Here is a 12,667-nt window from a genome sequence, read left to right on the forward strand (position 1 = left end):
GGATAAGTTTGTGCGAAATATAAAAATATTCATATGATTATTTTAAGTTTTGTTAGAAAAAATAATTTTTATTATCTTCTCCCAGCATCCTCAATTATTTATTCTTTTGTTGTGCATTACATTTTTATTCGGCATCTGCTAATATTCGACATCATTTCTAGCGAATATACGGTGCTGACCATGAAGTTTGTATCTTTTAATATCAATGGCCTACGTGCTCGACCTCATCAGTTGGCTGCAATAATCGAACAACATCAACCTGATGTTATCGGGCTTCAAGAAACAAAAGTACATGATGATATGTTTCCACTTGAAGAAGTCAGTCAGCATGGTTATCACGTCTTTTATCATGGGCAAAAAGGGCATTATGGCGTAGCGCTATTAACCAAGAATGAACCTTTAGCTGTTCGTCGCGGCTTCCCCACAGACGAAGAAGATGCGCAGCGCCGTATTATCATGGCTGATATTGCCACACCACAAGGCCCTTTAACGGTAATTAATGGTTATTTCCCTCAAGGTGAAAGCCGTGATCATCCCATTAAGTTTCCCGCCAAAGAACGTTTTTATGCTGACTTACAGCAGTATTTGGAGCAGCAACTTTCGGCTGATGCTCAGGTGCTGATTATGGGCGATTTAAATATCAGCCCAACCGATCTCGATATTGGTATTGGCGAAGATAGCCGCAAGCGTTGGCTGCGTACCGGTAAATGCTCATTCTTGCCTGAAGAACGCGCATGGTTAGAGCGCCTGCAAAATTGGGGGTTGGTAGATACATTCCGTGCAGCAAATCCGGATTGTAATGACCAATTCTCATGGTTTGACTACCGTTCGCGTGGTTTTGACGAGAATAGAGGCTTGCGCATAGACTTATTACTGGCAAGTCAGCCTCTGGCCGCACGCTGCATTGCTACTGGTATCGATTACGATATTAGAAGTATGGAAAAACCCTCGGATCACGCCCCAGTGTGGTCTGAATTCGCACTCTAATCGCGCGTTAGCTTGAGGTCCGCCCTATTGACATACAGGGCAACCTCTTGGTGCTACAAATAACCACGGTAATCAGGCAAATAGAAAATGATTGATGTCGTTGCGGCAATAATAGAGCGAAACGGTAAGATTTTATTGGCGCAACGGGATCCACATCGCGATCAGGCGGGTTTGTGGGAATTCCCAGGGGGCAAAATCGAGGCTGGAGAGAGTCAACCGCAAGCATTGATGCGCGAACTTGCCGAAGAATTAAATATTGATGCAACAATAGGTCGATATATTGCCACCAACCAATGGGACTCACAGCAACGTATCATCAGGTTGCACGCCTGGCATATTGAAAACTTCAGTGGTGAGCCAGTGTTGCATTGTCATTCGGCTCTGGCGTGGTTAACGCCAGAGGATGCTTACCGTTACCCTCTGGCCCCCGCTGACATCCCGTTATTAGATGCTTTTATCGAACAAAAACGCTAATCGATTATCGGGTTAATCTCTTCCAGATAAGTGGATTAGTCCCCACCACATTGGGATCACGCACACATTGCAAAACTTCACCTTCAACCCGCAATACGGCACCTTCCGAGTAATTTTGATTTTGGTAAATACAACAGCGTGTGCAAGGATTATTGTTGGTGTTGCGATTTGATGAGTTATTCCACACCTCAGGAGGCAAAGGAACGACAACATCAACATTATTCCGATTTGCCAAAACCTGACCGGAAATAAGTGTGGCAAAACCAATACATCCCAGCATTACCCATGTTCTCATGACTTATTCTCCTTGGTTTTGGATGGTGTTTTCTTACGCTTCTTTATCGCCCCAGACGGGGCTGCTGGCAACCCGCGAAAAACCTGAGGTGAACGATTTTGTTTTGCCTGATTAATTAAATCCTGCAATGTGGCCACCAGCGGTTGCATAAAATCCTGATAACGACAGTTTTTCTCACTGATTTGTGTCAGCGTAGACTCCCAGTGTGCCGTCATATCCGGCCGAGCGGCAATATCAGGCAATGCATGAATCAATGCTCTTCCTGCCGGGCTGGCATGGATGTAGCGGCCTTTTTTATACAAAAAAGTCCGTTTAAACAATAACTCGATAATACCAGCTCGTGTTGCTTCAGTCCCCAAACCATCGGTTGCACGTAACACTTTCTTCAGCTCTTTATCTTGCACAAAACGGGCAATACCCGTCATAGCTGATAATAAACTCGCATCGGTAAATGGCCGGGGCGGTTGAGTCTGACGCTCCACAACTTCACCGCGCTCACACAACAATTCGGCCCCCTTCTCAACCACTGGCAGTGGCGCGCCTTCATTCTCTTCATCCCGCTCTTTACTGCCGAGCAAGGTGCGCCAACCCGCTTCGGCCAGAAAACGGGCTTTAGCGATAAACTTACCACCGGCAATATCCAGTTCAATAACACATTTACGGAACTGCGCGTCAGGACAAAATTGCATCAGATATTGCTGCGCGACTAATCGATAAACCTTGCTCTCATCGGTTGTCAAATTCACTTTACTGGCCCGCGCCGTCGGGATAATGGCGTGATGGGCATCAACTTTTTTATCATCCCAACAGCGGTTGCGCCTGTCACTGTCCATCACCTCCAGCGGTAAAAGATCGGCCTGATGGATACCAATGGCATTGAGTACCGAATGACGCCCGGCAAAATGCTCTTCTGGTAGATATCGGCAATCTGAACGCGGATACGTAATCAATTTGTGCGTTTCATACAATCGTTGGCAAATATCCAGCACTTGCTGTGCACTTAATCCGAACCGTTTTGCAGCCTCAATCTGCAAGGTAGAAAGAGAGAATGGTAACGGGGCAGTTTCTGATTCCCGTTTATCATTATAGGCGGTGACAAAAGCCGGTTGACCCGTGATACGGTTGACAACATGTTCCGCCAATGGGCGATGCAACAAACGCCCCTCTTCATCTTGATAGGATTCACAAGAATCACTCGGCTGCCATAGTGCGATAAAGCGCTCGTCGGCAGGAGTGACGATATGGGCTTTAACTTCAAAAAAATCTTTGGCAACAAAGTCTTCTATTTCTTCATCGCGGCGCACCACCAGCCCTAACACCGGCGTTTGTACCCGGCCGACCGACAACACACCATCATAGCCAGCATTACGCCCAAGAATGGTATAGGCTCGAGTCATATTGATGCCATACAGCCAGTCGGCTCTGGCCCGCGCCAGTGCAGAAACACATAGCGGGATAAATTCTCGGTTATAGCGCAGGCGCTCCACGGCGCGCTCGACCGCTTGCGGGTTTAAGTCATTAATCAAACAACGCCGCACGTTTTGCCGTTTCTCTGCCGCCAAATCAAGGTAATCCAATACCTCATCGACCAACAGTTGCCCTTCACGGTCAGGGTCTCCTGCATGGATGACTTCATCAGCCTGTTGCAACAACTGTTTGATAACATTCAATTGTTTACTCACTGAAGGGCGTGGCTGTAAACGCCACTTTTCAGGAATTATCGGTAAATCGGCCAATGACCAACGCGCATAACGGCTATCATAAGCATCAGGTTGAGCTTGTTCCAACAAGTGGCCCACACACCAGGTCACCATGTTGTCACTACCACAGGCGATGAATCCATCACCCCGGCGATGCGGCTTTGGCAAGATATCGGCTATCGCCCGTGCCAAACTCGGTTTTTCGGCAATAAAAAGTCGCATCATTCACCGCACTGATACATCAAATAAAAAGGTCATTCTGTAATCTCAATCAGTGCCCGGTCATTATCCACCACATTGAGTTCGCCAATAGCACTGAGCGTCATACCATGTTGAGCGGCTATTTCCTGCACTTGCGCCTCAGCATCAGGTAAAACAGCTAACAGCAAGCCCCCTGATGTCTGTGGGTCGCAGAGTAAACTCTTCTGCAAATCGGACATTTTGCCAATCAGGTGACCATAGCTGTCAAAGTTGCGCCCCGTTCCGCCCGGCACACAACCTGCGGCAATATACTCTTCTACTGCGGGTAAACGCGGGATAGACGAAAAATGTAATGTCGCCTGCACACCCGAACCCTGACAAATCTCGCTAAGATGCCCTAACAGGCCGAACCCGGTCACATCTGTCATAGCGGTGACCCCCGGAATATGGGCAAAGTCAGCACCAGACTTATTCAGTTGACACATAGTTTCCGTAGCAACACCTTGGTGCTCTGGCCGTAATAGACTCTTCTTCTCCGCGGTAGTGAGGATACCAATGCCCAGCGGTTTGGTGAGAAACAGTTTGCAGCCCGCTTTGGCTGCACTGTTTTTCTTAACCTGAGCAGTGCTGACAATACCCGTGACAGCTAAACCGAAAATCGGTTCCGGCGCGTCAATGGAATGCCCCCCTGCTAACGAAATTCCTGCCTGTTGACAAACATGTCGGCCGCCTTCGATAACTTGCTGAGCAACTTCAGGTGCCAGCTTATCAATTGGCCACCCTAATATCGCAATGGCCATAATCGGCTTGCCGCCCATGGCATAAATATCACTAATGGCATTGGTGGCGGCAATACGGCCAAAATCGAAGGGATCATCGACGATCGGCATAAAAAAGTCGGTGGTGCTAATAATACCGACGCCACTGCCAATATCATAAACGGCTGCATCATCACGGGTTTCATTGCCCACCAGCAGGCGAGGATCAAGAAATTTTTGTTGCTCGGAATGTAAAATTTTATCCAATACTTTAGGCGAAATTTTACAACCGCAGCCCGCTCCGTGGCTGTATTGAGTAAGACGTATCGCTGGCGATGTCATAACACTCTCCCGTCTGATGATTTAGCAGTTCAATCAATAAGTAAAATATTTGGTCAGGAATGATGTATCCAGGGCACCTATGGTAGCGTCTCTAGCTTAGCTTAGTAAGTAGAGAGCGGTGATCGGGCAGACAGATTGGTCACAAAGCAGGCGAAAACGCAGCTTGTTGCCGATAAAAGCAACAGGCCGCGTAGTATCGTGTAAGAAATAGCCGCTATCTCTCAGAAATAACGAACAAAAGTCGAGTAATCGGGTGGTGTCACTTTGGTCGCTGATTTTAGCTGTGGTGTCCCAAGATACAGGAACCCGACAATTTCATCTTGTTCACGGCAGGCAAAACCCTCACGAACAACCGGATGATGTGTCCAGGAACCGGTGCGCCAAATACCATTAAAGCCCTGAGCCAGCGCGGCCATTTGCATGGCTTGCACCGCGCACCCCGCAGAAACGACCTGCTCCCAGTTTGGGACTTTAGGGTTTTCTGTAACATGCGCAATAACGGTAATAATCAAAGGCGCACGGAAAGGTGCCTGTTTCGCCTTCTCCAACACCGCTTCATCAGAGCCATCATGCTTGACCGCATCCTGTAGCAATTGACTAAAACGTTGTAGCCCCTCATCTTGAATTAAAACAAAGCGCCATGGCTGCAATGTACCATGATCGGGAGCGCGCATTCCTGCGTGAATAATATGCTCCAATGCTTCGCCTGCAGGGGCTGGCGCAGCTAAGCGCGACGCCGAACGGCGATTAAGTAACAGTTCCAATGCATCCATCATTTTCTCCTGATAACGATTTTCATTTTCAACACGGTAGCATAAGTTGTCATTTTGTTACCAGTGTTGACCTAATAGCTAGGTTTCTCGATGATTTAAAGCTGACTTTTGTTCGTCAGGTCATTAGGATAACCATACTTGCCCGGTTTTGTTGGAGATAACATGCGCACTTTGTGGCGAATTATTGCTGGCTTTTTCAAGTGGACCTGGCGTCTGCTGAATTTTGCCAGAGAGTTTATTCTTAATCTTTTCCTGATACTGCTGATTTTGGTCGGTGTCGGTATTTACCTTCAGTTCCAAAGTAAACCGGCAGAACCGGTTAAAGGCGCACTGTTAGTGAATTTAAGCGGTGTTGTTGTCGATCAACCGGCGGTAAATAATAAATTACGCCAGTGGGGGCGTGAGTTATTAGGGGCATCCAGCAATCGCCTACAGGAAAACTCCCTGTTTGATATTGTAGAAACCATTCGGTTGGCAAAAGCCGATAATAATATTACCGGTCTGGTGTTATCGCTGAGTGACTTCACCGGTGCTGACCAGCCTTCTCTGCAATATATTGGCAAAGCGCTGCGGGAATTTCGTGATAGCGGCAAGCCGATTTACGCGATTGGCGAAAGCTATAATCAGACTCAGTACTATTTAGCCAGCTTTGCCAATAAGATCTACCTGTCACCGCAAGGGACGGTCGCTCTGCATGGTTTTGCCAGCAATAATTTGTACTACAAATCATTATTGGAAAAACTCAAAGTTACCACCAATATCTTCCGCGTCGGCACCTATAAGTCTGCTGTCGAACCAATGATTCGTGATGATATGTCCCCTGCTGCGCGTGAGGCGGATACTCGCTGGATTGACGGTTTATGGCAAAACTATTTGACGGCTGTTGCGGCTAACCGGCAATTAACCCCAGAACAATTGTTCCCAGGGGCGGCCGGTGTTGTCAGTGGATTGCAGGCCGCAGGTGGCTCTCAAGCGCAATATGCCCTGTCGGGCAAACTGGTCGATCAATTAGCCACGCGCCCAGAGATGGAAAATGAGTTGGTTAAAGCCTTCGGCTGGGATAAGAAAAATAACGACTTCAACTATGTCAGCATTTATGACTACCAACCGACGCAGCCCCCACAGCAAGGCGAGCAGATAGCGGTGCTCTTTGCTAACGGTGCCATCATGGATGGGCCACAGACGCCAGGGAATGTCGGTGGTGATGCCCTAGCCGCCCAAATTCGCCAGGCGCGGTTGGATCCGAAAATCAAGGCCGTAATCTTGCGAGTCAACAGTCCAGGTGGCAGCGTGAGTGCTTCTGAACTGATCCGCACTGAATTAGCCGCCTTACGTGCCGCTAATAAACCATTGGTAGTATCAATGGGCGGAATGGCCGCCTCTGGTGGCTATTGGATCTCAACACCGGCTAACTATATCATCGCCAACCCAAGCACTCTGACCGGCTCGATCGGTATTTTCGGTGTGATTAATACGTTCCAAAATACGCTGGAAAGTATCGGTGTACATACCGATGGTGTCGCAACATCGCCACTGGCAAATGTTTCTGTGACTAAAGATTTGCCACCTGAATTCTCTCAGATGATGCAAATTAATATCGAAAATGGCTACAAAACCTTTATTGATTTGGTCGCAGCCGCTCGTCACAAAACACCTGAGCAAGTTGATCAAATTGCGCAAGGTCATGTGTGGATTGGAATGGATGCCAAAAATAACGGTCTGGTGGATCAATTGGGTGATTTTGACGATGCCGTTAAGAAAGTCGCTGAACTGGCAAAACTGAAAACCTGGCAACTGAATTGGTTTGTTGATGAGCCAAGCCTCAGTGATTTGATTTTCGGCCAGATGAGTGCTTCAGTACAGGCGATGTTACCTTCCGCGATCCAGGCCTGGTTGCCCGCACCAATCTCTGCTGTGGCGCAAGCGGTGAAAGATCAACCCAACTTAATGAATACGCTCAATGACCCACAGAATCGTTATGCGTTATGCCTAACTTGTGGTGATGTACGCTAGTAAATTAAGCAAATAGTAGATAAATACTCTGCCCGGCACCTGCCGGGCTTTTTTTCCTCGCCAGTCGCCCTATAATTCACCCATCTCATTTCGCACCACCTTTCAGGCATATTGCTCATGCAGAAGAAATCTATTTATGTCGCCTATACTGGCGGAACTATTGGTATGCAGCGCTCGGATAACGGATACATTCCGGTTTCCGGCCATTTACAGCGCCAACTTGCTCTCATGCCTGAGTTCCATCGCCCGGAAATGCCGAATTTTACTATCCATGAATATGCGCCATTAATTGACTCATCGGATATGACACCTGAGGACTGGCAACATATCGCCAATGATATCCAGCAAAATTACGATTTATATGATGGCTTTGTGATTTTGCACGGCACCGACACCATGGCGTTTACCGCCTCGGCGCTCTCATTTATGTTGGAAAATTTAGCCAAACCGGTGATTGTCACAGGTTCGCAAATTCCTCTGGCAGAGTTGCGCTCTGACGGGCAGACTAACTTGCTAAATGCTCTCTATCTGGCCGCCAACCATCCGGTCAATGAAGTTAGTTTATTCTTTAATAACAAACTGTTTCGCGGCAACCGAACCACTAAAGCCCATGCTGATGGGTTTGATGCATTTGCTTCACCCAATCTCTCGGTGCTACTCGAGGCGGGTATTCATATTCGTCGGATGGCCTCAGTAGAATCCCCGATCAATCGCGGCCCATTGATTGTTCATAACATCACCCCGCAGCCGATTGGTGTAGTGACTATCTATCCGGGTATCTCCGGTGCTGTTGTGCGTAACTTCTTGTTACAGCCAGTAAAAGCGCTTATTTTACGTTCCTATGGTGTCGGTAACGCACCACAAAAAGCCGAGTTATTGGATGAATTAAAAAATGCCAGTGAGCGCGGTATTGTGGTGGTGAATCTGACGCAATGTATTTCCGGCAGAGTCAATATGGACGGCTATGCCACCGGTAATGCATTGGCACATGCAGGGGTGATCAGCGGCTCTGATATGACCGTTGAAGCGGCGCTGACTAAACTGCACTATTTATTGAGTCAATCTCTATCTCCTGAAGAAATCCGCCGCTTAATGCAACAAAATCTACGCGGTGAATTAACGGATACCAACTGATCGGGCGGAATGTGAATGAATGCAGCGCTGTTGTTAATTGATTTACAAAATGATTTTTGTCCGGGTGGCGCGTTGGCGGTTACCGAGGGTGACGCGGTAATTGCCATTGCGAATGAAGCTATTGCTACCTGCCTGACCCACCAAATACCGGTTATCGCCAGCCAGGATTGGCACCCGGTAGAACACCGTAGTTTTGCTATCAATTCAAATGCACAGCCCTGGACGGTCGGTGATTTGGAGGGGTTAACCCAAGTGTGGTGGCCGGTGCATTGTGTTCAGAATTCAGTTGGAGCGGCTTTGCATCCGAAGTTGAATCAAGAGGTTATTAGCGAGATTTTCCGTAAAGGTCAGGACCCCGACATCGACAGTTACAGTGCCTTTTTCGACAATGGGCGCAGAGCAAAAACACAGTTGGATGATTGGTTACAACAACAAGGGATCAATCACCTGTTCATTATGGGGTTAGCAACAGATTACTGTGTGAAATACACCGTGTTGGATGCATTAACATTAGGTTATAAAACATCTGTCATCAGGGAGGGGTGTCGTGGCGTCAATCTGCAACCACAAGACAGTCAACTGGCTCTTGATGCAATGAGTGAGGCCGGGGCTAACATACAGTCGTTGGCGCAATTTATTGCTGAAATACAGCAACTGACAGCTCGCTGATTCGATAAGATAAGCATCAACGGAGCCTCATCTGGCTCCGTTTTTTCTGTATCCGGCTTAACTTGCTTGAACGATTACTCGGGCTTCAACTTAACCAGTGTCGGCTGACTGAATTGTTGCTTCAGCTCTTGCTTGGTTTTCATCACAATCTGGCCATCAGTGCCGATGCTCATATGTTGAGCATCTTCGTTATGGCGAGCCTGCCACAACATCACCATTTGCAGGCTGTTCTCTTTCTGTTCTGGCGTCAATGCCACACCATCCGGCCATTTGCCTAACTCTACCGCCAGCATCAAACGTTGGTAGATTTCGGGCGTCATCACTGAAATCAGGTCTTCAAGCTCCATCAGAGCATCCTCAGTAAACGAATAATAAGCTGAATCGATTTTTCACTCATAAAATGGTCACAACAACCGACATTTATCCGGGAATTTGTTCGCCATTTTGGTCATCAACAAAATTGAGTGAAGCCGAGTTCACGCAATAGCGCTCCCCTGTCGGCTGTGGGCCATCAGGGAAGACATGCCCCAAATGCGCATCACAGTGACCACAGCGAATTTCGACACGATGCATATTATGAGAGTAATCATCGATATAGCGAATAGATTCAGCATCAAGAGGCTGATAAAAACTCGGCCAACCACAGCCGGAATCAAACTTTGACTCTGAGATAAAAAGCGGCTGGTGGCAACACAAGCATTGGTATACCCCTTCACGCTTGTTGTGCAGTAATTTGCCGCTAAAAGGCGCTTCCGTCCCCCGCTGTTGGGTGACATGCCGCTGAATATCGGTCAGTTTCTCAATATTTTCTGTAGGGTTCAGTTCTTTAGCCATTTGTGCGGTTCTCTGGCAGGGAATAAAGTCAACGAAAACAGCGTCTAATAATAACAAAAAATTAACAACAAAGCAGTTAAAATTGTCCTAAACTGTATGCCATCGAAGCGGCAACAGTATAAATGTGATAAAAATCGCAAATATTACTGATTCTCACTTTAAACTGAATAATTCGCCCCAATATAAAAATGAGGCTAATCGTATCTGGAAACGCGCGATTAATGTTCGATCTACCCTGTCTGGTTTGATTTGTAGCAATAATTGACACGATTCCGCTTGACGCTCGGTAAGGTTTTTGTAATTTTACAACCAACCTTTTATTCACTAACAAATAGCTGGTGGAATATATGACTATCAAAGTAGGTATCAACGGTTTTGGCCGTATCGGTCGCATTGTTTTCCGTGCTGCTCAGGAACGTTCTGACATTGAAATCGTTGCAATCAACGACCTGTTGGACGCTGATTACATGGCATACATGCTGAAATACGACTCTACTCACGGTCGTTTCGACGGCAAAGTAGAAGTAAAAGACGGCCACCTGGTTGTTAACGGTAAAACCATCCGTGTTACCGCAGAGAGAGATCCGGCTAACCTGAAGTGGAACGAAGTTGGGGTTGACGTTGTTGCTGAAGCAACTGGCCTGTTCCTGACCGACGAAACTGCACGTAAGCACATCGCTGCTGGCGCTAAGAAAGTGGTTCTGACTGGTCCGTCTAAAGATGACACCCCGATGTTCGTTATGGGCGTTAACCATAAAGAATACGCAGGTCAGGAAATCGTTTCTAACGCTTCTTGTACTACTAACTGCCTGGCTCCACTGGCTAAAGTTATCAACGACAAGTTCGGTATCGTTGAAGCGCTGATGACCACTGTGCATGCAACTACCGCTACTCAGAAAACTGTTGATGGCCCGTCTCACAAAGACTGGCGCGGCGGCCGCGGCGCATCCCAGAACATCATCCCTTCTTCTACCGGTGCTGCTAAAGCAGTAGGTAAAGTTATCCCAGCACTGAACGGCAAACTGACTGGTATGGCGTTCCGCGTTCCTACTCCTAACGTTTCAGTTGTTGACCTGACTGCACGTCTGGAAAAACCAGCTTCTTACAAAGAAATCTGTGCTGCTATCAAAGCGGCTTCAGAAGGCGAGCTGAAAGGCGTTCTGGGTTACACCGAAGACGACGTTGTTTCTACCGATTTCAACGGCGAAAAACTGACTTCAGTATTCGATGCTAAAGCCGGTATCGCGCTGAATGACAACTTTGTGAAACTGGTTTCTTGGTACGATAACGAAACTGGCTACTCAAACAAAGTTCTGGACTTGATCTCTCACATCTCCAAATAATGGATTGATGTAGATTTCTGCCAAAAAGCCACCTTCGGGTGGCTTTTTTTATATTGATATATTGTGCTTTAACCCTCTTTTCCATTGCCCCACTACAAATAAAATTGCGCAATATCAATGATTCACTACTAGGCTAGCGTCGATTTGCTGCAAGATAGAAAGCCTGTGATATTATCGAAAGTCTGAAGTTCAATGGATCTCTAGCCCCTTTGCTCATAAGGTCAAACGAATGAACGAGAAAGTCTTCACCCTACCTGTTGTTGAACAAATTTCACCTTATATCAGCCAGCGCCAGTTGGATGAGTTGCCAATCGTAGTGGTTTCCCATCCGAAGGTACGTGCCGCCGTCAGCTTGCAAGGTGCTCATTTATTGGCTTTCCAACCGAGTGGTGAACAACCGATTATCTGGTTGAGCAATAACACGCCATTTAAAAACGGTGTCGCTATTCGTGGTGGTGTGCCGATCTGTTGGCCTTGGTTTGGCCCATCAGCGCAACCTTCTCATGGGTTCGCTCGTTTACTGCCATGGACGCTCAGCGCCCATGATGAGAATGAGAATGGCGTTATCCTGACCTTCACTCTGGAAGACAGCGAGGCCTCTCGTCAATTCTGGCCACACCCCTTCACTTTGATTGCCCGCTTCAAGCTGGGTGAAGAGTGTGAAATGGAATTAGAATCACACGGTGATTACGAAGCAGTTGCAGCCTTGCATACCTACTTCCAGATTGGTGATATCAACCAGATTAAGATCAGTGGACTGGGCGAAAAGTACCTTGATAAAGTGCTGAAAATTGCTGATGCAACGCAACAAGGTGACCTGGTATTCAACGGCCAGACTGACCGCATCTATACCCACCCTGAAGCCTACAGCCTGATAAAAGATGCCGCGCTGAAACGCACCATTGAAGTGCATCATCATCATCAAAGTGATGTGGTTGCCTGGAATCCAGGTGCTGAACTGTCCAGCAGCATGGTTGATATGCCAAATGATGGCTATAAAACAATGGTTTGTGTAGAAACTGCGCGGGTGAATAAACCGTTGGTTGCCAAACAAGATTCCCCTGCACGTCTGGCCATGACCATTCGTAGTCGCAAGAATGCCCAATAACGGCTGAACTGCAGATACAAAAATGGGGCACAAAGC

Annotated in this window: 13 protein-coding genes; 7 read left to right on the top strand and 6 right to left on the bottom strand. The window is 47.4% G+C overall.

The features are described from left to right. Window positions 1-180 precede the first annotated feature (180 nt). Together xthA and HU019_RS15120 are read left to right on the top strand one after the other, a co-directional pair. The gene (gene xthA / locus HU019_RS15115) at window positions 181-987 is read left to right on the top strand and encodes an exodeoxyribonuclease III (RefSeq protein WP_050075540.1); all 807 of its coding nucleotides are present in this window, start codon (window positions 181-183) and stop codon (window positions 985-987) included. An 87-nt stretch (window positions 988-1,074) separates the two neighbouring features. Next, window positions 1,075-1,461, top strand: coding sequence for a pyrimidine (deoxy)nucleoside triphosphate diphosphatase (locus HU019_RS15120; protein WP_174849718.1), 387 nt, complete (start codon window positions 1,075-1,077; stop codon window positions 1,459-1,461). A 4-nt stretch (window positions 1,462-1,465) separates the two neighbouring features. Here the strand turns inward: HU019_RS15120 and HU019_RS15125 are convergent, their stop codons facing one another. The 4 genes from HU019_RS15125 to HU019_RS15140 form a co-directional block, all read right to left on the bottom strand. Next, entirely contained in the window at window positions 1,466-1,756 is a 291-nt protein-coding gene (locus HU019_RS15125) for a DUF1496 domain-containing protein (protein WP_011816424.1), read from the bottom strand. Then, window positions 1,753-3,678 carry a DNA topoisomerase III gene (locus tag HU019_RS15130; protein ID WP_174849748.1) on the bottom strand — a complete coding sequence of 642 codons (1,926 nt, stop codon included), beginning with the start codon at window positions 3,676-3,678 and terminating at the stop codon, window positions 1,753-1,755. Before HU019_RS15130 ends, HU019_RS15125 begins: the two co-directional genes overlap by 4 nt. Window positions 3,679-3,710: 32 nt before the next feature. After that, window positions 3,711-4,757, bottom strand: a complete 1,047-nt coding sequence (selD, locus tag HU019_RS15135; RefSeq protein WP_174849719.1) for a selenide, water dikinase SelD — start codon at window positions 4,755-4,757, stop codon at window positions 3,711-3,713. A gap of 221 nt (window positions 4,758-4,978) precedes the next feature. Next, window positions 4,979-5,530, bottom strand: coding sequence for an NAD(P)H nitroreductase (locus HU019_RS15140; protein WP_174849749.1), 552 nt, complete (start codon window positions 5,528-5,530; stop codon window positions 4,979-4,981). Window positions 5,531-5,692: 162 nt separating this feature from the next. Between HU019_RS15140 and sppA the strand changes: the two genes are divergently transcribed. From sppA to pncA, 3 genes are all read left to right on the top strand, one after another. Continuing rightward, window positions 5,693-7,543 carry a signal peptide peptidase SppA gene (gene sppA / locus HU019_RS15145; RefSeq protein ID WP_174849720.1) on the top strand — a complete coding sequence of 617 codons (1,851 nt, stop codon included), beginning with the start codon at window positions 5,693-5,695 and terminating at the stop codon, window positions 7,541-7,543. 117 nt (window positions 7,544-7,660) lie between these two features. After that, window positions 7,661-8,677, top strand: a complete 1,017-nt coding sequence (ansA, locus tag HU019_RS15150) for an asparaginase (protein WP_174849721.1) — start codon at window positions 7,661-7,663, stop codon at window positions 8,675-8,677. A 15-nt stretch (window positions 8,678-8,692) separates the two neighbouring features. Next, the gene (pncA, locus tag HU019_RS15155) at window positions 8,693-9,346 is read left to right on the top strand and encodes a bifunctional nicotinamidase/pyrazinamidase (RefSeq protein ID WP_174849722.1); all 654 of its coding nucleotides are present in this window, start codon (window positions 8,693-8,695) and stop codon (window positions 9,344-9,346) included. Between the two features lie 74 nt (window positions 9,347-9,420). Here pncA and HU019_RS15160 read toward each other — a convergent pair whose 3' ends face one another. Then, on the bottom strand, window positions 9,421-9,693 hold the full coding sequence (locus HU019_RS15160; RefSeq protein ID WP_050075524.1) for a YeaC family protein: 273 nt from the start codon (window positions 9,691-9,693) through the stop codon (window positions 9,421-9,423). A 73-nt stretch (window positions 9,694-9,766) separates the two neighbouring features. Continuing rightward, entirely contained in the window at window positions 9,767-10,180 is a 414-nt protein-coding gene (gene msrB, locus HU019_RS15165; protein ID WP_050075523.1) for a peptide-methionine (R)-S-oxide reductase MsrB, read from the bottom strand. Window positions 10,181-10,527: 347 nt separating this feature from the next. Here msrB and gapA point away from each other — a divergent pair, with 347 nt between their 5' ends. Together gapA and HU019_RS15175 are read left to right on the top strand one after the other, a co-directional pair. Then, window positions 10,528-11,523: a glyceraldehyde-3-phosphate dehydrogenase gene (gene gapA / locus HU019_RS15170; protein WP_174849723.1), complete on the top strand. Its 996-nt coding sequence runs from the start codon at window positions 10,528-10,530 to the stop codon at window positions 11,521-11,523. Between the two features lie 229 nt (window positions 11,524-11,752). Beyond that, the gene (locus HU019_RS15175) at window positions 11,753-12,631 is read left to right on the top strand and encodes a D-hexose-6-phosphate mutarotase (protein WP_174849724.1); all 879 of its coding nucleotides are present in this window, start codon (window positions 11,753-11,755) and stop codon (window positions 12,629-12,631) included. Window positions 12,632-12,667 lie beyond the last annotated feature (36 nt).

Source organism: Yersinia artesiana, assembly GCF_902726545.1.
In the GTDB taxonomy this organism is placed as follows: Bacteria; Pseudomonadota; Gammaproteobacteria; order Enterobacterales; family Enterobacteriaceae; genus Yersinia; species Yersinia artesiana.

What these genes read in the sequence shown, in the direction of transcription:
- xthA (WP_050075540.1), top strand. Translation starts at nt 181, where the DNA reads ATGAAGTTTGTATCTTTTAATATCAATGGCCTACGTGCTCGACCTCAT.
- HU019_RS15120 (WP_174849718.1), top strand. Translation starts at nt 1,075, where the DNA reads ATGATTGATGTCGTTGCGGCAATAATAGAGCGAAACGGTAAGATTTTA.
- HU019_RS15125 (WP_011816424.1), bottom strand. Translation starts at nt 1,756, where the DNA reads ATGAGAACATGGGTAATGCTGGGATGTATTGGTTTTGCCACACTTATT.
- HU019_RS15130 (WP_174849748.1), bottom strand. Translation starts at nt 3,678, where the DNA reads ATGCGACTTTTTATTGCCGAAAAACCGAGTTTGGCACGGGCGATAGCC.
- selD (WP_174849719.1), bottom strand. Translation starts at nt 4,757, where the DNA reads ATGACATCGCCAGCGATACGTCTTACTCAATACAGCCACGGAGCGGGC.
- HU019_RS15140 (WP_174849749.1), bottom strand. Translation starts at nt 5,530, where the DNA reads ATGGATGCATTGGAACTGTTACTTAATCGCCGTTCGGCGTCGCGCTTA.
- sppA (WP_174849720.1), top strand. Translation starts at nt 5,693, where the DNA reads ATGCGCACTTTGTGGCGAATTATTGCTGGCTTTTTCAAGTGGACCTGG.
- ansA (WP_174849721.1), top strand. Translation starts at nt 7,661, where the DNA reads ATGCAGAAGAAATCTATTTATGTCGCCTATACTGGCGGAACTATTGGT.
- pncA (WP_174849722.1), top strand. Translation starts at nt 8,693, where the DNA reads ATGAATGCAGCGCTGTTGTTAATTGATTTACAAAATGATTTTTGTCCG.
- HU019_RS15160 (WP_050075524.1), bottom strand. Translation starts at nt 9,693, where the DNA reads ATGGAGCTTGAAGACCTGATTTCAGTGATGACGCCCGAAATCTACCAA.
- msrB (WP_050075523.1), bottom strand. Translation starts at nt 10,180, where the DNA reads ATGGCTAAAGAACTGAACCCTACAGAAAATATTGAGAAACTGACCGAT.
- gapA (WP_174849723.1), top strand. Translation starts at nt 10,528, where the DNA reads ATGACTATCAAAGTAGGTATCAACGGTTTTGGCCGTATCGGTCGCATT.
- HU019_RS15175 (WP_174849724.1), top strand. Translation starts at nt 11,753, where the DNA reads ATGAACGAGAAAGTCTTCACCCTACCTGTTGTTGAACAAATTTCACCT.